This is a genomic window from Rhizobium sp. N122 (assembly GCF_002211295.1).
In the GTDB taxonomy this organism is placed as follows: domain Bacteria; phylum Pseudomonadota; class Alphaproteobacteria; order Rhizobiales; family Rhizobiaceae; genus Rhizobium.
Genome location: NZ_LOKU01000028.1, coordinates 1 through 19,557 on the forward strand (window position 1 = coordinate 1; position 19,557 = coordinate 19,557).

General features: G+C 58.7%; 14 protein-coding genes. 3 read left to right on the forward strand and 11 right to left on the reverse strand.

Features of this window, described 5'->3' with window-relative positions:
• Nucleotides 1-3,418, reverse strand: a 3,418-nt coding sequence (locus ATY75_RS20125) for a DUF4082 domain-containing protein (protein WP_143535324.1), incomplete at its 3' end; no start/stop codon positions are given.
• A 528-nt stretch (nucleotides 3,419-3,946) separates the two neighbouring features.
• Between ATY75_RS20125 and ATY75_RS20130 the strand changes: the two genes are divergently transcribed.
• The gene (locus tag ATY75_RS20130; RefSeq protein WP_088938895.1) at nucleotides 3,947-5,263 is read left to right on the forward strand and encodes a polysaccharide biosynthesis/export family protein; all 1,317 of its coding nucleotides are present in this window, start codon (nucleotides 3,947-3,949) and stop codon (nucleotides 5,261-5,263) included.
• Nucleotides 5,264-5,399: 136 nt separating this feature from the next.
• On the forward strand, nucleotides 5,400-6,908 hold the full coding sequence (locus tag ATY75_RS20135; RefSeq protein WP_088938896.1) for an O-antigen translocase: 1,509 nt from the start codon (nucleotides 5,400-5,402) through the stop codon (nucleotides 6,906-6,908).
• A 72-nt stretch (nucleotides 6,909-6,980) separates the two neighbouring features.
• On the opposite strand, the gene ATY75_RS20140 is transcribed toward ATY75_RS20135, so the two are convergent.
• Genes ATY75_RS20140 through ATY75_RS20165 form a run of 6 tightly spaced genes read right to left on the reverse strand, consistent with a single transcriptional unit; the run spans nucleotide 6,981 to nucleotide 12,524 of the window.
• A complete protein-coding gene (locus ATY75_RS20140; protein ID WP_088938897.1) occupies nucleotides 6,981-8,210 on the reverse strand; it encodes a DegT/DnrJ/EryC1/StrS family aminotransferase in 1,230 nt (409 codons plus the stop codon).
• Nucleotides 8,207-9,178 carry an NAD-dependent epimerase/dehydratase family protein gene (locus tag ATY75_RS20145; protein ID WP_064841954.1) on the reverse strand — a complete coding sequence of 324 codons (972 nt, stop codon included), beginning with the start codon at nucleotides 9,176-9,178 and terminating at the stop codon, nucleotides 8,207-8,209. The genes ATY75_RS20140 and ATY75_RS20145 overlap by 4 nt, the downstream gene beginning before the upstream one ends.
• On the reverse strand, nucleotides 9,175-9,894 hold the full coding sequence (locus tag ATY75_RS20150; protein WP_088938898.1) for an acyltransferase: 720 nt from the start codon (nucleotides 9,892-9,894) through the stop codon (nucleotides 9,175-9,177). The genes ATY75_RS20145 and ATY75_RS20150 overlap by 4 nt, the downstream gene beginning before the upstream one ends.
• Nucleotides 9,884-10,987: a DegT/DnrJ/EryC1/StrS family aminotransferase gene (locus tag ATY75_RS20155; protein ID WP_088938899.1), complete on the reverse strand. Its 1,104-nt coding sequence runs from the start codon at nucleotides 10,985-10,987 to the stop codon at nucleotides 9,884-9,886. The genes ATY75_RS20150 and ATY75_RS20155 overlap by 11 nt, the downstream gene beginning before the upstream one ends.
• Entirely contained in the window at nucleotides 10,984-12,021 is a 1,038-nt protein-coding gene (locus tag ATY75_RS20160) for a Gfo/Idh/MocA family oxidoreductase (RefSeq protein WP_065092684.1), read from the reverse strand. Before ATY75_RS20160 ends, ATY75_RS20155 begins: the two co-directional genes overlap by 4 nt.
• On the reverse strand, nucleotides 12,018-12,524 hold the full coding sequence (locus ATY75_RS20165; RefSeq protein ID WP_064841950.1) for an acyltransferase: 507 nt from the start codon (nucleotides 12,522-12,524) through the stop codon (nucleotides 12,018-12,020). The genes ATY75_RS20160 and ATY75_RS20165 overlap by 4 nt, the downstream gene beginning before the upstream one ends.
• 563 nt (nucleotides 12,525-13,087) lie before the next feature.
• On the opposite strand from ATY75_RS20165, the gene ATY75_RS20170 reads away from it, so the two are divergent.
• Nucleotides 13,088-13,843 carry a response regulator transcription factor gene (locus ATY75_RS20170; RefSeq protein WP_064841949.1) on the forward strand — a complete coding sequence of 252 codons (756 nt, stop codon included), beginning with the start codon at nucleotides 13,088-13,090 and terminating at the stop codon, nucleotides 13,841-13,843.
• Between the two features lie 208 nt (nucleotides 13,844-14,051).
• Here the strand turns inward: ATY75_RS20170 and ATY75_RS20175 are convergent, their stop codons facing one another.
• The 4 genes from ATY75_RS20175 to ATY75_RS20190 are packed head-to-tail and all read right to left on the reverse strand — an operon-like array spanning nucleotide 14,052 to nucleotide 19,341.
• Nucleotides 14,052-15,881, reverse strand: coding sequence for a glycosyltransferase (locus ATY75_RS20175; protein ID WP_088938900.1), 1,830 nt, complete (start codon nucleotides 15,879-15,881; stop codon nucleotides 14,052-14,054).
• Nucleotides 15,882-15,885: 4 nt separating this feature from the next.
• Nucleotides 15,886-16,929, reverse strand: coding sequence for a UDP-glucuronic acid decarboxylase family protein (locus tag ATY75_RS20180; RefSeq protein WP_064841947.1), 1,044 nt, complete (start codon nucleotides 16,927-16,929; stop codon nucleotides 15,886-15,888).
• Nucleotides 16,930-16,974: 45 nt separating this feature from the next.
• Nucleotides 16,975-18,468, reverse strand: a complete 1,494-nt coding sequence (locus ATY75_RS20185) for a sugar transferase (RefSeq protein WP_088938901.1) — start codon at nucleotides 18,466-18,468, stop codon at nucleotides 16,975-16,977.
• 15 nt (nucleotides 18,469-18,483) lie between these two features.
• A complete protein-coding gene (locus tag ATY75_RS20190; RefSeq protein WP_088938930.1) occupies nucleotides 18,484-19,341 on the reverse strand; it encodes a WecB/TagA/CpsF family glycosyltransferase in 858 nt (285 codons plus the stop codon).
• Nucleotides 19,342-19,557: the final 216 nt, after the last annotated feature.

Below are 19,557 nucleotides of genomic sequence, written 5' to 3' on the forward strand. Positions count from 1 at the left end.
CGGTGTCGTTGGTCAGCACGTTGCCGCTGGCAACCGCACCGCCCGAACCGTTGGCCACACCGCCCTTCTCGGTCGCATCCCCCGCATCGGCAACCGCCGTCGGCGTCGTGTTGTTCGCATTCGAGGGGTTGAACATCACATCGACCCAATAGTTCGTCTGGTCGAAGCTGTTCGTCGGGAACGCGCTGTTGCCATAGTTATAGACGCCGTTGCCGCTGGCTGGCGCCGTCAGCGGGCCACTCGTCACGTTGGAGAGGAAGTAGTTGGCGGTCGTCGAATAGTTCCCGACATTCGTATGGTAAGATGCCGTATAGGTCTGCCCGGGGGTCAACGTCACCGGGCTCGAGAACGTAGCGCTCTGCCAGCCGCTGGCGGTCTCATTTGTGAACGTCAGGGTCGCGAGCCGCGTACCCGTGCTTGACCACAGTGAACCGGTATGTGTGCCCGTATCCAGGCTGCTCTTGTAAAACCTGATCCCGCTGACCGTGCCCGCCGCGGAGGACTGGAATTTGACCCCGAGCTCGACGGCTCCGGTATCGTCGGTGTTGACGATCGCCGGCGTCGCGCCACCGAAGAGTGATGTAAAAGTCGGTCCGGTGACGGTGACAGTGCGCCCCGCCGAGGGTGTCTCGAGGTTGATGCTGTCATCCACCGCCCGCGACCGGATCGTATAGGTGCCCGCAATCGCCGGCGTCCATGTGTAGGTCCAGTTCTCGTCGCCGGTCGCCGGATGCCAGCTCGCACCGTTGTCGGTCGAAACCTCGACGCTGGCGATGACCCCGCCACCCGTATCGGCAGCGGTGCCTGAAATCGTCACGGTTGAATTAGCGGTCACCGTGGCAGGCACCGTGATGACGGAGGTCGGAGCAACATTGTCCGTGGAACCGGTTGCGGCAGTAAGCCCGGATTGCAACGTCCCTGGCTGAACGCCCATATCGGCAAGCAGATTGACCATTGCCTGCTGCACGCGGGGATCGGTGGGGGTCGCCTCATTATCGTGATTATCGCTCAGGCCCCATGTCCAATAAACGGTACCGGCGCCGAACACCAGCGCGCCGCTTGGGGCGCGGTAGAGGGTCAGATTGTGGGTCGCGGTCGCATTGCCAGTCGTATTTCCGTAGTCGAGCAGGTAGGTGCTGACCGGCAGCGTCGTCGACGACAGCTTTACGAGCCCGGCGGGATCGAAGCCATTGTCAGGCGCTTCATCCCACTCGTAGCCGAGATAATTCTTAGTGAGCGTTGCCGTCTGGCCGGGCTGCAGGTTTGCGACGCTCGTATTGCGCCAGAAGCGCAGGTTGGCATCGTCATAGCCAACCTTGATCGCGGCAAGATTGCCGCCGACGTCGTCGACCTTGAACAATTGACCGGTCAGGGAGTTCTCAGGATTGCCGCCGCCGATGGCAGGCGGGCTGAGGCGCGGGTCGCGGAAGGTGCCTGTCCATTCGTTGGAAGGATCGAGGCTGGTACCCGGAGGGCCCCATGTCTCCTTGTAGGAGATTAGAGTGCGATAAGGTGTTCCGTCGGCGCTGTAGGCATTTCCCCATCGGGTACGCCAGTAGACCTCGTTACCGCTCCAGAACATCAGATTGACGCCCGCATCGCGTGCGGCTTCGACATTGGTCCTCTGCTGACCTGACCAGTATTCGTCGTGCCCGGCATCGATATAGGTCTTGTGATTGAGCAGCAGACTTCCATAGCGGTCGACGTCGACGCCCGACATATAGGAGACGTCATAACCGTTCTGTTCCAGCCAATAGATGCCTGCATATTCGGCGCCGAACAAATAATCCTGCGGGCCGGCATAGGTGCCGACCCCGTCGCGCGTTGCAATCGGCCTGTTGTAGCTGACCGCATAGGCGCGACCGGCGCCCTGGCCCGTCGCAGGGCCGTTGCCGCCATAGAAGTTCGCGCCACCCCAACCGTTGTAAGCCTGCCAGGTCTCGTCTGCGGTCTGGAACACGATATCGCTGTGACTGGCGTCGTCACGCACGATAAACGGGATTTGATTTTCGCCGAAGGTGCCGTCCTGACGCACGAGCTTGGCGATATAGACGCCTGACACGGAATCGTCAGGGACGGTCCAGGACGCCGAGACGGCCCAGTTGCCGGCATCCACCGTGCCGGTTGTGGCGTTGCGCAGCGGACTGGGCTGGGTCTGCAATCCGGTATGCTGTATGGTCGTGACCTTGCGGGCACCCATGCCGCCGTAATAGCCGAGCCGATAGATATCGATCCGATAGTTGGTGGAATTGGTATTGATCTTGAAGCTGATCGTCTTGCCGTTGTCGACGCTGATGTCGGTCGCAAACCCCTCGATGTTGGTGCTGGCAGTGTCGATGCCCCACTCGCTCTCCGGATTGCCCTGCTTCTGATTTTCCAGCACGATCGCGTTGCTCGCCGCCGCGGCCGCGAGATCTTGTGTCGCCAACGACCGCTGGGCAGAAGGTTGAGGTGGCGTCGTCACCGAGCCCGAAAGGACGCCGACACCTTTTGTTGTGGTGCCCTTTCCGGTCTCTCCGCCGCCTGGCAAAGATCCGTCCAGGGCCGTTGATCCTATCCAGTTTGCGGTTGCATTCCAGCCCGAGAGAGGCGACAGGCTGCGATCAAGCAGAGGATCGCTGACCGAGGCTCCGATGGCCTTCTTGGCCGTCTCTACGAAGTCCGGTCCTTCGGTTAGCCTTGTTCCCGGCAGCTGACCATCCTGCTGAAGCAGGGCGCCGCCATGGGCCCAGTCCAGAATTCGGATGGGGGACGTATAGTAGCCGCACCCGCACACGCCAAAGGGCATGCCAACCGCCAGCGCATTCGCTCCAGCATGCTGCGCGGTCGACTGCGCCGACGGCGTCGATTCGAGAATGACGACATTGCCCGAGTGCGACCGCTCAGCCGCCACCGTAGTGGAAGCTTGCCCGGACGCTGCCGGTGCAGAGCCTTGCGGCAGGTACGATGCCAGAGGATCGTCGCCTATGGAACTCCCGGCATAGGTGCGCGGAAGGGACGGTGCGGCCCCGAACGCAACCCCGTCGGCATTAGGCGCGAAATGGACAAAACCCGGGGTCTGAACGGAGAGCACGGACCGGGCCATATCACCGCTTCGCTCTCCTATTTCGCCATTGATCGTGAAAGCGTCCGGCAAAGGCGGCACTGCGAGGCTGTCGTCGGCCCGACCGTCCGCCTCGCCATTCGCACCCTGCCCAGCATCATGCTGGTTTAGCGCCGCGTCCTTATGGGGATCATCGACAAGGGTGCCCTGCTTGCTTCCATCCACGGTTTGCGCCGCTGCCGCGAGTTGAGCGCTATCTGCGTGTTTTTCGGCAGGCTTGCGCGGCCTTTCCTTTCCGCCGACCGTCAACCATCGGGGAATCAACGAATCCATCAGGAGTGAGCGCGAAGTCCACCGGCGAGCGTTGCGATACATGACAGAAACCTCTCGCGAAATTTACAGGATCGAATCTATGAGGATCGCTTAAATACGAAGCGATGAAGTATAGTCGAAAAACAACAGAGTATATCATTACGCCTTTCGCTCTACAGGCTGCATCCTTTGGGCAAGCGGCTGTTTTGCCGCGACAGAAAGCCGCGCGCTGGACCGTTCGAGCGATAGAAAAGCCTGTTGAAATCGCGGCATCTTCGATCTGGCGCCAGCGCACTACCGCCCGCAGCCGGTCGCCGTCCTTCTCGGTCGGCGTGCCTATTCTTCGGTGCAAACCTTTGATCTTCCGGGATGATACCTCTGCGCCGCGCGGGATATGGGCTCCTGCTCGATCGGGTTGAAGCCCCTCTCCCACCTCATCAATAATGATGAGGCAAAGCAAACGGCCTCCACCTTTCTCAAGGCTTCGCCAGACTGCACACTAGCGATGCGGCTCCGGGCCTGTCTTCCGGCTGCCGAACAGCGTCAAGGCATTGGACTGGCATCCGTTTAAGGGTGTTTTGCAGGCGAGATATGTACATGAATTCATCGCACCGCGCCCCCCGCCCGTTCCTTCGCGCGACGTTTGCCATCAGCGCACTCGTCTTTCTGGCCGCAGCCGCGCCGCCAGCTCGCGCCGACAGCACGTCCTTGGCGCCACAAACGAAAATCCGCCTGACGATCGTCCAGTGGGTGCAGTCCAGGGGCCAGTATGAACGATGGGATGCGCTTGGCGGCGAATACAGGGTCGCCGATGACGGCTCGGTCTCCTTGCCGTTCATTGGAACCCTTTCCGTGGACAATCTGAAAGACATCGACCTCACAAACGAGATCGGCAAGCGCCTGCAGGAGAAGATCGGTTTGGTTCAGGCGCCGTCGGTCAGCATCGAAATTCTCGAATACCCTCCAATCTACGTCGTGGGAGACGTGACCACGCCTGGGCAATACAGTTTCCGCCCCGGATTGACCGTCCTGCAATCGCTTGCAATGAGCGGCGGACCGCGTCGCGCCAAGGAACAGCAGGAAACGCATTCGATCCAGATCGTCGGAGAATTGCGCGAGATCGATCACTCGATTCTGCGCAGTACCGCGAGGCTGGCGCGGCTCCAGACCGAAATGGATGGAGCGAACGAGATTATCTTCGATCCGGCGACGGGCGCCGATCAGCAATTTGCTGCCGGCATATACAACGAGGAAAGAATTATCTTTCGGGCTCGCGCCAATGCATTGGAGAGGCAGGCAAGAGCTTTCACCGAATTGCGCGATCTTTTGACCACTGAGATATCGACGTTGGAAGAGAAACTGACTGGCGCAGACGACAATATCAAATCCGTCGAGGACCAATTGGTCAGCGTCAAGTCCTTGGTCCAGAAAGGCCTGACGATCTCGTCAAGGCAGATGGATCTGGAGCGGTTGCTGACGACTTACCGCTCCGACAAACTCGACCTAGTCACCGCCGTCATGCGCGGCCGCCAGGCGGTCAGCGAGACGACGCGCAACCTCGAGGGACTGTACGACGCACGGCGGAGCGAAGTGGCGACCGAAGCACAGTCCGAACGGGCAAGTCTCGACCAATTCAAGCTGAAGCGCGAAACACTGCAGAAGCTGCTCATCACGGACCTTGGGAGCAATGACGGCGTTAAAAGTCTCGTCGATGACCTCCCGCTTACCTTCAGCGTGACCCGTCGAAGCGATGGACAAATCAATCAGCTCGAAGCCTCGGAAACGACGGTCCTGGCACCGGGCGACGTGGTGAGAGTCATTCAGCCGCGCATTCTGGAGAATGCGCCTCAGGCCGACACGGGGCCGTCTTTCGAAAGTCAAACGCTCGCAGATCGAGCCGTCCAGTGACCCGCGACGTGCACCTGTTCTCAACATACACGGAGCAGGCGTTCGAGCGAGATCAAGGCGCGCAGGCGCTCTGCCCGGAAGAAGTCGCCGTTGATTTGGGCCGGCCCGAACCGAACCACACGGCTGGGGCCGAGCGATGACGTTACGCATGATCCCTCCCAGCGGCCAGACTTATACCCAAATCCTCAAGTCGACGATGCTGATGGGCGGTTCCTCGCTGGTAAATGTCGCCCTGAGCATCATTCGCAATAAGGCACTCGCCCTTTTGCTCGGTCCTGAAGGCGTGGGGCTCCTCGGCCTTTACGGGGCGATCCTCGATATCGCGCAAGCGATAGCTGGTCTGGGCGTGAGCAGCAGCGGTGTGCGCCGGGTCGCCGAAGCGGCGGGCGCCGGCGACGAAGAGAAGATCGCGCGGTCAGCGACAGCCCTCAGGCGCATCTCGCTGGTGCTCGGGTTGCTTGGCGCGCTTTTGCTTGCGGCGCTGGCGTTTCCGGTGTCGAATTTCACCTTCGGCGACTACCAGCATACCGGCGGCATCGTGCTGCTGTCGCTGGCGGTATTCTTCCGGCTCGTGTCTGCCGGGCAGGCCGCGTTGATCCAGGGCTTGCGAGGGATTGCAAATCTTGCGCGCATCAACGTGCTTTCAGGCCTCTTCGGGACGGCAATCAGCATCCCGCTCGTCTATCTGTTCGGCGAGCGGGCGATCGCACCCTCTCTTGTGGCCATCGCAGCCGTCTCGCTTCTTCCCACCTGGTGGTACAGCAAACAAATATCCACGTGCCCACCGCCAATGTCGATGCGCCAGTTTGGTCGGGAAGCCAAAGCCCTGCTCAGACTCGGAATCGCTTTCATGGCAAGTGGACTCCTGACCTTCGGCGCAGCCTATGCCATCCGCCTTATCGTGCTCAATGAAGGAGGCGTCGTAGCGGCGGGATTATATCAGGCGGCCTGGGCGCTTGGCGGGCTATATGCCGGGTTCATCCTTCAGGCGATGGGAACGGACTTTTATCCGCGCTTGACTGCAACCGCAGACAACGATGCCGAGTGCAACCGACTGGTCAATGAGCAGGCGGAAATCAGCTTGCTGCTGGCTGGCCCTGGCCTGCTTGCCACCCTGACGCTGGCGCCACTCGTGATGAGTTTGTTCTATTCGGCGGCGTTTGATGGGGCCGTGGAGCTTCTGCGCTGGATCTGCCTTGGAATGATGCTTCGGATCGTCGCCTGGCCGATGGGTTTCATCGTCCTGGCGAAGGGTGCGCAGACGATCTTCTTCTGGACGGAGGTCGCCGCAACGGTGGTACATGTCGGGCTGGCGTGGTTCTTCGTACTAAAGTTCGGCACGCCAGGCGCCGGCATTGCGTTCTTCGGCCTCTACGTTTGGCATAGTATTCTGATTTACGTGATCGTGCGTCGCCTTACCGACTTTCGCTGGTCACCGGCCAATCGCAGGCACGCGCTTCTCTTCCTGCCTGCATCGGGATTGGTCGTCTCGGCCTTTTTGTTCTTACCGCCATGGTCGGCGATCGTGATTGGCTGCGTCGCCGTCGTCGTCACCGGACTTTACTCGCTGCGCATGTTGATCGAACTGCTTCCACCGGAATCGGTGCCCGCAATAGCCAGAGGATGGATCACGAAATCAGCATAACGAACAATGCGCGCATCCGAAGATACGCGCATTGTTCATTTTGCTGCTTTGTTACGTCAGGCAAATGCGGGTTCAGGCGACAGCGACATCCCTGGCACGTTGCACGCTGACGGCTCCGAGGGTCGCTTCCGCAAGGGCTGCGCGAAGTGCCTCGACAACCCGATCCATGTCAGACACCGTCATCTGGGCATAAAGCGGCAGGATGATCGTTTGCTGCTGCGCAGATAGGCTTCGCATCAGGCTCGTGGCGGCGCGGTAGGAGCTCTCGGCTGAATAGGCTCCCTCCAGATGAATGTTCATCACACCGCGCCGGGTCGATATGCCCTGATCGAGCAGGGTCTGCATGACCGCCCGCTGGTCGACCGTATCGGGCAATCTCACGCAGAAGCTCTGCCAGTTGCTGCGAGCCCAGCGCGGTTCGGCCGGCAGAGAAAGCCCGGCAATCGTCTGCAGACGTTCGCAATATTGCTCGGCAAGCAGCCTGCGCTGGGCAACCAACTCCGGCAGCCGCCGCAACTGCTCGCGCCCGACGGCCGCCTGAAGATCGGTCATCCGGTAATTGTAACCCAACTCGTCATAGTCTTCGAAGATGACTTGCTTCGAGCCGTGACGAACGGCATCGGTGACGCTCATGCCGTGCTGGCGCCAGAGCCGGAATTTCCGGTCATATTCGGGATTGGCCGTCGTCAGCATGCCGCCATCGCCCGTCGTGACGACCTTCCTGGGGTGGAAGGAGAAGCACGCAATGTCGCCATGCGCTTTGCCGATCTTTTCCCAACGCCCGTCCCACAGGATTTCACTTCCCGTCGCACAGGCTGCATCCTCGATAACCGGTATCTGATGGCGCTTGCCGACCTCCACGATGGCGCGGAGATCGCACGGCATGCCGAGCTGATGCACGCAGAGAATTGCCTTGGTGCGGGGCGTGATCGCCCTTTCGATCAGACCGGCTTCGATGTTGTAGCCATCTTCTTCTATATCGACGAAAACGGGCACCGCATCGCAGTATCGAACCGCGTTTGCGGTCGCGATGAAAGAATGACTGACCGTGACGACTTCATCCCCCGCCGATACACCGACCGCCTTCAGCGCCAGATGCAACGCCGTTGTGCAGTTGGACATGGCGCAAGCATGCGCGGCGCCGACAAAGGCGGCGAATTCGCGCTCGAAAGCCGCGACCTCCGGCCCCTGCGTCACCCATCCCGACAGAATAACGCGGCGCGCAGCCTCGGCTTCCTCCTCCCCGAGGACGGGTTTGGCGACCGGGATTGTCGCCGGAATTGTAGATTGAGATGAACTCATGCTGCCTGCCCCCCTGCGTCGGTCTGCATTTGCCACCAGGCAACGAGATCACGAAGCCCTTGCTCCATGGAGATCTCCGCCTTGAAGCCGAGGAGCCGCTCGGCCTTGCTGATATCGGCAAGTCGGCGAGTTACGCCGTTGACCGTGCGGGCCTCCTTGTGCTGCGGCTCAAGTGAAGAACCCATAATGTCGCTCAGCATCTTCGCGAGTTCCAGCAGGCTTATTTCCGTGCCGCTCGCAACGTTGAACACTTCGTCCGTGACATCGCTTTTCGCAGCCAAGATGTTTGCGCGGGCGATGTCGCGTGCATCGACGAAGTCCATCGTCTGGCTACCGTCCCCATAGATGAGAGGCGGCATTCCCGCCACCAGACGCTCCATCCAACGGATCAGAACTTCGGTATAGGCGCCGTAAACGTCCATTCGTGGCCCGTAAACGTTGAAATAACGCAGCGCGACATAGCGCAGGCCATACATCTCCGCAAAGCTGCGCAGCAAACCCTCGTTGAACGTCTTGGCAGCGCCGTAAATCGTCCGGTTATTGTACGGGTGATGCTGCTCGGTCGTCGGGAAACTTTCGGCGAGTCCCAGAACGGAAGCCGAGGAAGCAGCGACCACCTTCGAGACACCTGCCTTGACGGCAGATTCGAGAACGTTGAACGTGCCCTCCGCAAGGACGTCAAAGGCCAGTCGTGGCTCTTCCGCACATTGCGTGATGCGAATGGCGGCCTGATGAAACACGACGTCGACGCCTTCGAAGACTTTTGCCAGAAGTGCTCTGTCGCGGATATCTCCCTCGACGATGTTAACGAGCCCACTGGCTATTGCCGTGCTGAGATTATCCCTGCGTCCGCGCACGAAGTTGTCGAGGATGATGATCTCACGCGGTTTTTCCAATGCGACGAGATCGGCAATATGCGACCCGATCAGTCCGGCTCCGCCGGTAATGAGCACCCGTTGATTTCTCACGATCTTCCTCCATGCGATATATCAAGCACAGGATCGGCTTCCGTGCGCCAGCGTATGAACTTCGCCGGCACACCGGCGACAACTGAAAACGGCTCGACATCCGAGACGACAACGGCGCCCGCACCGACGATCGCGCCTTTCCCGATGGTCACACCGGGCAGGATTGTGGCGTTGGTGCCGATGTCGGCCCATGCGCCGATACGGACCGGCTTGATTTCAAGATCCGTGCGAATGATCGGCACATCCACCGGCAGTGCCGTGTGGGTCGAGCCAAGCACCTTGGCGCCAGGTCCCCACCCGACAGAATCCTCGATCACCAGATCGCGAGCGTCGAAATAGGCCATCGGCCCGATCCAGACATTGTCGCCGATCGTGCATCGGCCGTCGAAACGTCCCTGGATATAGGCCTGAGCACCGATGAACACGCCATTGCCGATGTCGAACGTCTCCGGATGTTTGAAGCCGGCGCCGCCTGCGACCTGCAATCCCGTGCCGCAGCTCCGCGTGATCGCTTGCCAGATGGCCCTGCGCATCATGGTGTCGACGACACCATCCCCCGTCGCGAAGCGCCCGTAGAGTTCGATCAGGCCGGCGCGTCCATAGGATTGCCTGAGCTCTTCGGCTAGCCCGGCCTGGTAGGCAGGATCTGCCGACCTTACATGACGGCCGTGGACCGCCGGCACGATGCGGGCGCCGCCCGTAGGATTAGTCGACATAGGCGTATTCCAGCGCTGCGGCCACCTGATCGACGTGCCACGCGGGCATCTCGGGATAGATCGGAAGCGACAGCACCTCCCGTGCGGCGGCTTCCGAGACAAGGAAATCGCCGGCCTTGTAACCGAGGTCCGCATGGGCCTTCTGCAGGTGAACGGGGATCGGATAGTGCAGCCCGGATTGAATGCCCTCCGCGCTCAACACGCGCTGAAGCTCGTCGCGATCACGGCTTCTGATGGCATAGACGTGGTAGACGTGGCGCCGGTCGGCTTTCTCGACGGGCGTCGTCAAATGCGCCGCCCCCCCAAGCAGCAAGGAGTAGCGGCGGCCATGGGCGCGCCGCGCCTCGGTCCAGGCTTCGAGATGCCGGAGCTTGATGCGCAGAATCGCGCCTTGAATGGCATCCATACGGTAGTTGAAGCCCTTCAGCAGATGGTGATAACGCTGTTCCTGACCCCAGTCGCGCAGCATGCGCATCGTCTTGGCCTGATCGTCGCTGTTGGTGACGACGATACCCCCCTCGCCGCAGGCGCCGAGGTTCTTGCCGGGATAGAAGCTGAAGCAGCCGGATTCGCCGATGCTGCCGGCGCGGGCGCCTTTGTATTGCGCCCCGTGCGCCTGGCAGGCGTCCTCGATGACCGGTATCCGGTAGTGGTCGGCAATCGTCTTGATCGCGTCCATATCGGCCATCTGACCGTAGAGATGGACGGGAACAATGGCCTTGGTTCGGGGTGTAATCTTTGCCTCGAGCTGCGCCGGATCCATGGTGAGCGTCACGGGCTCGACATCGACGAATACCGGACGTGCACCTGCGTAGCAGATCGCCGATACGGTGGCGACGAAGGTAAACGGCACGGTGATGACTTCATCGCCGGGGCCGACGCCTGCCGCAAGCAGCGACAGATGCAGGGCACTCGTGCCCGTGTTGACGGCTATCGCATGTTTGACGTTGCAATAGTCCGCGAATTCCTGCTCAAGGCGGGCGACCTCCTCGCCCAGTATATATTGCCCCGAGGCCAGGACGCCGAGTACGGCGGCGTCGATTTCGCTCTTGATGGAGTTATATTGTGCTTTGAGGTCGAGGAACGGGATCATGCAATGAGCCTCGCCTCTTCGAGTTCGATGATGCGACCGCGCTGGGCGAGCGACCGGCTTGCGGCTTCAAGGATTCGAACGACACGCAGCCCGGCCTGGCCGTCGGTAATCGGCCGCGTATTTTGCTCGATGCAATCGACGAACTGATCCAGCTCGCGTTTCAAAGCCTCGGTCATATCAAGCTTTGGCGCCCACATGTCGCCGCTGCGATAGCCGACCATCATCTGATGCACCTTCTCCCCGTAGGCCTGGGAATTCGGGTTCAGCGTGATGCCCTTGTCGTAAACCTTGATCTTTTCGCTAGGCTCCAGATCATCGTAGACGACCATCTTGTTGCTGCCGCCGATCAGTGTGCGGCGCACCTTGACCGGCGCCAGCCAGTTGACGTGGATGTGGGCGATGAGCTTGCTTTCGAAAAACAGCGTCAGATAGGCGATGTTCTCCGGCTCGCCGAGCACATGGCTCATGCCCGTCGCAGAAACAGCCACCGGTCTTTCCTGCACGACGTGGTCCAGGATGGACAGGTCATGCACCGCGAGGTCCCAGATGACGCTGACATCGTGCTGGAAGAGCCCCAGATTGACCCGCACCGAGTCGTAGTAATACATGTCGCCCAAGCCGCTTTCGACCAGTTCGCGCATCTTGCGGACGGCGCCGGTGTGGACGAAGGTATGATCCACGGCCAGCACCAGGCGTCTGCGCGCGGCCTCCTCGACCATCCGCGCTGCTTCCTCCGTCGTCGATGCCATCGGCTTTTCGACGAAGACATGCTTTCCAGCCATCATTGCCTGCATTGCGAGCTTGAAATGCGTCGAGACCGGCGTTGCGATGGCGATAGCATCCACTCTCGGATCGCGCAGAACCTCCTCGAAATTGTCGGTGATCGTTACCGCGGGATACCGGCTTTTCACAGCCGCCAACCGTTCAACATTCAGATCACAGACTGAAAGGAGCTGCGCGCCGGCCGCTTCCGAAATGTTACGAACCAGGTTCGGACCCCAATACCCATACCCAACAACAGCAATGCCGATCATCGCATTCCTCCCAACGCTTGCATGTCAACTGACCGGTCATGAACGCGACCGGTGATTCTCGCCGGAACGCCGGCAACAATGGCGCCGTCAGGCACATCCTTCGTTACAACCGCGCCGGCGCCGACTTGGGCGGCCACTCCGATGGTCACGCCCGGCAGAATGGTGGCGTTGCTGCCGATCGACGCATGGCGCTTGACCAGAGTGGGGATGACGACCCAGTCCGCCTCCGTCTGCAGACTGCCGTCCGAATTCACGGCGCGCGGATAGGTATCATTGGTGAACATGACCCCGTGGCCGATAAAGACGCCGTCTTCCAGCGTCACGCCTTCACAGAGGAAGGAATGGCTGGAGATCTTGCAGTCTTTTCCGACGAGGACGTTTTTCTGGATTTCAACGAAGGTGCCGATGCGTGTTCCGGCGCCGATTGTACAGCCGTAGAGATTCACAAGATCTCGATGGTGGATTACGCAGCCGTCACCCAGGTTGACGTTCGATGCAATCATCCCAACTCGCCCCCTACTCTTCAACAACCCTGATGTGGGTGAAACCGGCAATCGCAAGAATGGATCCAAGGTTTCGTTTCATCACGGCAAATATTTCTTCCCCTTCAAAAAGAATTGTTTTCTTCTTCTGAGTAAAGAAACAAAACGGTGAAGCTCATTCACCTAAAGGCGTATCTGCTTACGAAAATTGGATGACGATCGCATGCGAACGTCTATGCAATCGATGATCAGCAGCGACAGGTCACGCGCCGATCGATCCTGGTCCTCCACGCCGAGGACGGGCATAGTTTACACGGGTTTAGCGAGCTAGAATGAATATATGTAGCAACTTCATCGGTCGATATACAAATGAATTAGACACATGCTGATCAGTTTCAACGATGTAACCATTTGTATCTCTCTATGGAACTTATGTGCTGGGGTAACCACTATTAATTAGTTTAACATCCTCGGAACTGTGGTATTAAATTAGCACTTCTGGTAATTAAACTCCGATATTCACAGAGGAGTTTGATGTTCGACTTTGAAGTACCGCGTAAAAAAAAGGCTGGGAGGATAGGGCTTTGGATACAATAAATATAAACCACAGGCAGGAAAACGTATCTCTTCCGTTGGAGATGGAAGAGAGTTCGACGGCGTTTGCCCGACCGTCAAAGTCAAAGCACTCGCTTGTCATTCTCGACAAGAGGGAACTCGATCGGCACTGCCTTGCGCAATGCATGGCCGCCCATACGGCAGATTTCGCGATTCTGGCGTTCGGATCGATTGAAGAGTGGAAGCAGAAGCGCGAAGAATATCCTCCGCTTTCGGCAATACTCCTGAACGTCGGCGGCAAGACGGTCGACGACCCTGCCGTTTCGGAGCAGATCAAGAGCCTTTCGTCGGAATTCGTGTCGACACCGGTCATTATTTTGTCTGATAGTGACGACTTCGCTCAGATCGTGAGGGCGATCGACTACGGCGCCAAGGGTTACATACCTGCCAGCGTCAGCATCAGCGTCTGCATGGAGCTGATTGCGCTCTCGGTAGCAGGAGGGCTTTTCGTGCCCGCAAGCGCCCTGTTCGCCATGCGTCACTTGCTGCAGTCGAACAACCCGACAGCGCACCCGCTAGCCGGGATATTCACCGATCGCCAGGCCGAAGTCGTAGCGGCACTGCGGCGCGGCAAGGCGAACAAGATCATTGCCTATGAGCTCAACCTGCGGGAAAGCACCGTCAAGGTGCATGTCCGCAATATCATGAAAAAGGTCAAGGCAACGAACAGGACAGAGGTTGTGTTCAAGCTTAACGACTTGTTCCAAAGTACTGTTCCGGCATGAGCGTGAATACGCGTCGTGCTGACACGGTTGTGTCGGCAAGTTATTTCTTCACTACACAGCCGGGTCGCTTTAACTTCTCATTGGTGGCAGCGACGTAAGTCGGCCACCGACGCAGCCGGTCTCGTGCCCCGGCACCTCTTGAGGCAGCCGCCCAAATCTGCGGAAATTGTGATGAGCGCCTTCGGTTGGTAAGGTCTCATGGCAATTGCTAACGTCCAAACATAGGCTTGGAGAGCACCATTCGGATCCTGCGCAACTTACCTCTTTGGGAGCGGGGAACCAGACCGCGCGCAAGGCGCCCAAGATATTCGAACTCCGGCAGGGGTGGCACGTTCGGTCTCAACTTGTTCAGACGCATTTTGATCAATAGCGCATCAATGCCCAGATAAAATCGCGCGCGCCAACCAAGATTACGTTTGACGCGTAAAGGTGCCTCACGCTCGCGCGTTTTCTTCACGGGAAGTGGCACATAACGAAGAGCGCTAGCAAGATCTGACTTTTGACAACGCTCAAGAATATCAGCAACCCATAAAAGCCATTCATGATCGTTCCGCTTAGGAAGCTGGTGAATGCTTTTTCGATCACTGGATTGCCGCTCCGGGACAGGCCGATTGCTTTCTCGACACAGTTGTTCGAGCATAAGACACACGCGCCTGAGTTCCTCATGGGACAGAGTTGGATAAAAGTGGCGCAGCCTCCGCGCCTGCTCAAGGTTCCCTTTGCAGACTAAAGCAAGGAGAAAATATGCCCATTCGACTGGATCCGGGTCGGTCGCTCCATAGTCGATCGTCGTAATCTTGACCAAGTTCGCCAAAAGATCATAGGCGCGATCAGCTTCGCCGTCACGCAACGCGCAGATGGCAAGACGGAGTTTGGCTTCGGGCAGGTAAGACACATAGTCGAGGCAGCGGACATAAAAGTTCTTGGCCTCCTCAACCCTGCCCTGCTCCAGACACAAATCGCCCTGCTTCAACAAAGCGCGATCGCCCGCCTCACCAACGACGTGGATGCTCCCTCTCTGTGAGATACGTTCGACCTTTATTAGATCGGCGAACGGCCCCGGCTGGACGATTTTTTCACCGGGTTGTAGGCTTCTGTTCAAAATGAACCATTGATATATTTGCGCTCTGTGGTTCAGCGTGTGACGCGAGTGGACCAAATTGTAGCCGGCTGTCGCGATACGGTTTATATCGTCGGGATTAGCAAAGAGGTATTCTAGTCGTTCAACCACGTTGTGCTGGTCGGCAAAGACGCAGTTTTCCATGTCGGAAAAGCCAGCGGCCTCAACTGCTGGCGTTCGTTCCGTCAAAAGACAGGCCTTTGCCCCGGGGATCTCAAAGTGCTTCCGCACGACCTCGCCTCCCGCGGTGCCACACGTGGGGACCACGAAGCTCGCATTGAGAACGCGCGCATAGGCTTCTCCCGACAACAACTGGGAGGCAAGCTTGCTCTCATAGGTGTGTTGCGGCGAGACCAGGCAGGGATAGCGGTCGCGGATTATTGGAAAGACATTCTGGCGCCAAGGGTAAAGGCCATAGACTTGGCCCGTGAGCGTGACCGGTATTATCTTCCGCTGCCCATAGTCGTGATAGACTTCGGGGTCGACGAAGTTTGGCCAGACGAATAAACTATCCTTGAGCTCCGGCATGTATTCAGGAGTCATGGTTCCAATAGAGAAATATGTCTCGATGCCCCACTGCTCCATGTCGGAAAGGAAGCCGCTGCGCCGGTCGCACCATGGATCGGCGTTGTGAAGACCAAGCTTCGGAACTTGGGCATTGGTGTTCGTGATTTTTATCCGCCGCGACCCGTGGGACCGGTAGCCGCTTTCAAACAGCGTCAGATCCGGTTCGTATCGATCGCATATTTCTGCATAATCACAGTCGCGGTTTATAACGATTACATCGAAGTGCGTTGCGAGGCATTTGACCTGCTGCTGCATGTGCAGCAGCAGATAACCAGCAGCGCTAGCATTGGGCTGATGGTCCCACTGGAAGAATACCAGCCTTGGTTTGCGCTGATCGACGATCTTGTCCATTTGCCTATCGTGTGATTTCCTGAACAGGAAGGCCGATGGCCGGGGTTGCCGGATAAGTGTATGCCGTCGGCGAAGGTCGGACTCCCGACGTGCTCTTGGCTCCGCCAGAAAGCTTCCACTCGAAATACGCGATCGTTTTCTCGAGTCCCTCCCGCAGGTTCACCGTCGGCTGCCAGCCCAGTTCCTGCGTTGCGCGGCGGATGTCGGGCTTGCGCTGGGTCGGATCGTCAATCGGCAGAGGATTGTAAACGATGCTTGATTTCGACCCCGTCATCTCAATGACCATTTCGGCGAGTTCCCGGACCTGGAATTCTCCCGGATTACCGAGATTGATCGGACCCGTAACGCCGGCCGGCGCACCCATCAGGCGGATGAAGCCCTCGATCAGATCGTCCACATAGCAGAAGGAGCGCGTCTGCGTGCCGTTGCCGAAGATGGTGATCGGTTCGTTTTGAAGCGCCTGAACGATGAAGTTCGAGACGACGCGGCCGTCATTGGTCTGCATGCGCGGCCCATAAGTATTGAAGATCCGTGCCACCCGGATTTCCACGCCGTATTGACGATGATAGTCGAAGAACAATGTTTCGGCACACCGCTTGCCTTCGTCGTAACATGCCCGCGGCCCTATGGTATTGACGCTGCCTCGATATTCCTCGGGTTGAGGGTGGACTGCCGGATCACCGTAAACTTCGCTGGTGGAGGCCTGGAAGATCTTCGCCTTGGTGCGCTTTGCCAAGCCGAGCATATTGATGGCTCCGTGCACATTGGTCTTCACGGTCTGCACGGGATCGTGCTGATAGTGGACCGGAGATGCCGGGCAGGCGAGGTTGTAGATCTCGTCGACCTCCACATACAGCGGAAAGGTGATGTCGTGGCGAAGAATTTCAAAACGTGGGTCGTCGAGAAGATGCAGCACATTGTCGCGCGAACCGGTATAGTAATTGTCCACGCAGAGAACGTCATTACCCTCTCGCAAAAGCCTTTCGCACAGGAATGATCCCAGAAACCCGGTGCCGCCGGTAACCATTATTCGCTTGTATCCGTGCATTGGTGTGCTCCGTTGTTGATGATTGCCTCGTGGAAGCGAGGATGGTCAGCAGGCTCCCCTGCGCTTGAAGACCGCAGGGATTGTGCCGAGAAGAATTTGGCAGTCGAACCACAGGGACCGATTGTCGATGTAGAACTCGTCGAGTTGCTGCTGCAGCTCGATATCCGCATCGCTTCGTTCGGATATTTGCCAAAGGCCCGTGAGCCCCGGCGTGACGGAACGGCGCTTGTCCCGAAATTCGCCGTCCATCGCAGAAAGGTGATATTCCGGGAATGGGCGCGGTCCCACGAAGGCCATCTCGCCCGCAATGATGTTCGCCAATTGCGGGAGCTCATCGATGCTCGAAGAGCGCAGCATATGCCCTATGATCGGAAGAACGCGCGGATCCTCCTTGAGCTTGAAGTGGCTCAACCACTCGGCGCGCATCGCCGGGTTCTCTCGGAATAGGGCTTCAAGGCGCTGTTCCGCATCCTGGTACATCGTCCTCAATTTCAGGACGTGCACCGGCTTGCCGGACCGTCCTTCCCTGGCATGCCGGAAGAAGACGGGGCCCGGATCGATGGCATAGATTGCAGCCGCTGCGATCGCGATGAATGGCGCGACCACGATCGTTGCAGGGATGGCGATTGCCAGATCGAGGATTCGGCGAACCGGATCCGAGTTGATCGAACTCACTCTGGTGGTGAGGCGAATGCCGATCTCTCCGCCGATATCCGCGGGTCGCAATCCACTTACCTTGAAGTTCGGCGTGTCGGACAGCAAAATGACTTCGGCAAACTTCCGACGCATCGCCGGTAAGTCGGACGCCAGCGAGCCTGTGTCGCCCGCAATCACGGCTACGCATGGCCCGCCATCGGGAAATGCTTCCAAACTATCGGGAAAAAAGGGCTCCGGTTTGATGCCGTACTGCCAGTGGTCGTTGAAATGGGCCACGAGCGCGGAAGCAAGATTGCGTCCCCCTATGACGACCGCGCGCTCCCCCCAAATTCCAAGTCTCCAGCAAAGGCCTCGCACAAGCCAATGCACAAATGGCTGCACAATCAGCCCGAGACCGAGGAACACAAGAATGGCAAGTAGCAGCGGTTCCCCCGCCGGCAGGATAATTGCTCCGAATACCGCCAGGACTGCCGCTTTGACGGCAGCTTTAGTGCGCCGCCGCAGATGTTCGTGGTCATGCAGCCGATACCCAGGATAGAGGCCGGCCGATGCGTAAAGAACAATCGCAGCCAGTGCGGCGACCGTGAACGCACGTTCCACAATCGTGCCCTCAGAACCACTGGGAAGAATGGACAGGAGAATAAAATAGGTCATCAAGTAGCTTGCTATGTCGCCGGCGACCAGGAGGGACGACGTTGCAAGCCGGGGAAGCCGGCGCTGTAGTGCGACGGGCATGGTCAGCCCTGCCCGTACGAAAGCATCGGCGGTCTTGGCTGCTATGGGCGGCACGGACCCTGTCGGAATCGCCCGCGATGTCATGTCATTTGATGTGGATGCCTTCGACGGACCCGGTGTCATCGCTGACGGCATAAATAAGGACATGACGCTTTTACTCCCCTACTGCATTTGTCCCGACGCACTCGATCCAGAAACGCCGTCTTCGATGGGAAACTTTCGAAGTCCCAGTCGCTGGAATGCCGTCAGTGAGATGAAAGCCGGCACGACGACCGCATAGCGCCGCCACAGCCGTCGCGGCTCGCACAGAAGACGAAACGCCCATTCGAAGCCGCTTCTTTGAATGAACCTCGGAGCCTGCCGCTTCAGGCCGGCATGGAAATCGAACGCAGCTCCGACACCGATCAGCATCGAAGCGTCCAGACGATCGCGCATGCGCGCCATCCAGAGTTCCTGTTTGGGACTGCTCAGCCCGACCCAGACGACATCGGCGCCCGAGCGATTGAGCCGGTCGGCAATATCCGCTTCCTCCCGCGTCGACAGTTTGCGAAAAGGCGGCGCATAAGAGCCGACGATCCGCGCTTGCGGAAATTTTGCGAGAAGGCGCGCCTGCAGTTGTTCGAGCGTTTCAGCCGTTGCGCCATAAAGGAAGTGGCGCAGGCCATCGGCGGTGCCGGCATCGAAAACGGACAACATGAGATCGGGCCCATAGACTCTGTCGCTTTCCGCATGACCAGCATGTCTCAGCGCCCAAACAAGCGGCATGCCGTCGGGGGTTACGAGGAACGCCTGGTTATGTATCGACCGGAGTTCGGGATCGTCCTGACATCGGACGATGCCGTGTGCGTCGCGAACGCAGACATATCCCTTCCTGCCGTCCTCGATCGCTTTTTGAATAAATCCAGTCGCGCTTTTGAGATTGACGGCCGAAACGCGAACACCCAGGACATTGGTCCATCCAAAAGAGCCCTCCGGATGAAGAACTGAAGTTGGGCTGCTGCCTGCTGGTTGTTTTCTCATGACCTGCGCTTTCGCGACTGAAACTGTCATCAGAATATCTCGGCAAGTCGATTGCCTCCATACTTGCCGCTCCAGCTATTGGACGTAGAAGAGACTTCATATTTACGTCTTACGCCGGGATGACGTACGATATTCGAAGTAAGTCTCCGTACCCCTTGGCTGGCTATGTTGCTCCTTTTGATGACCGCAGCGCCGCAGACGATATCCGCCCTCGGC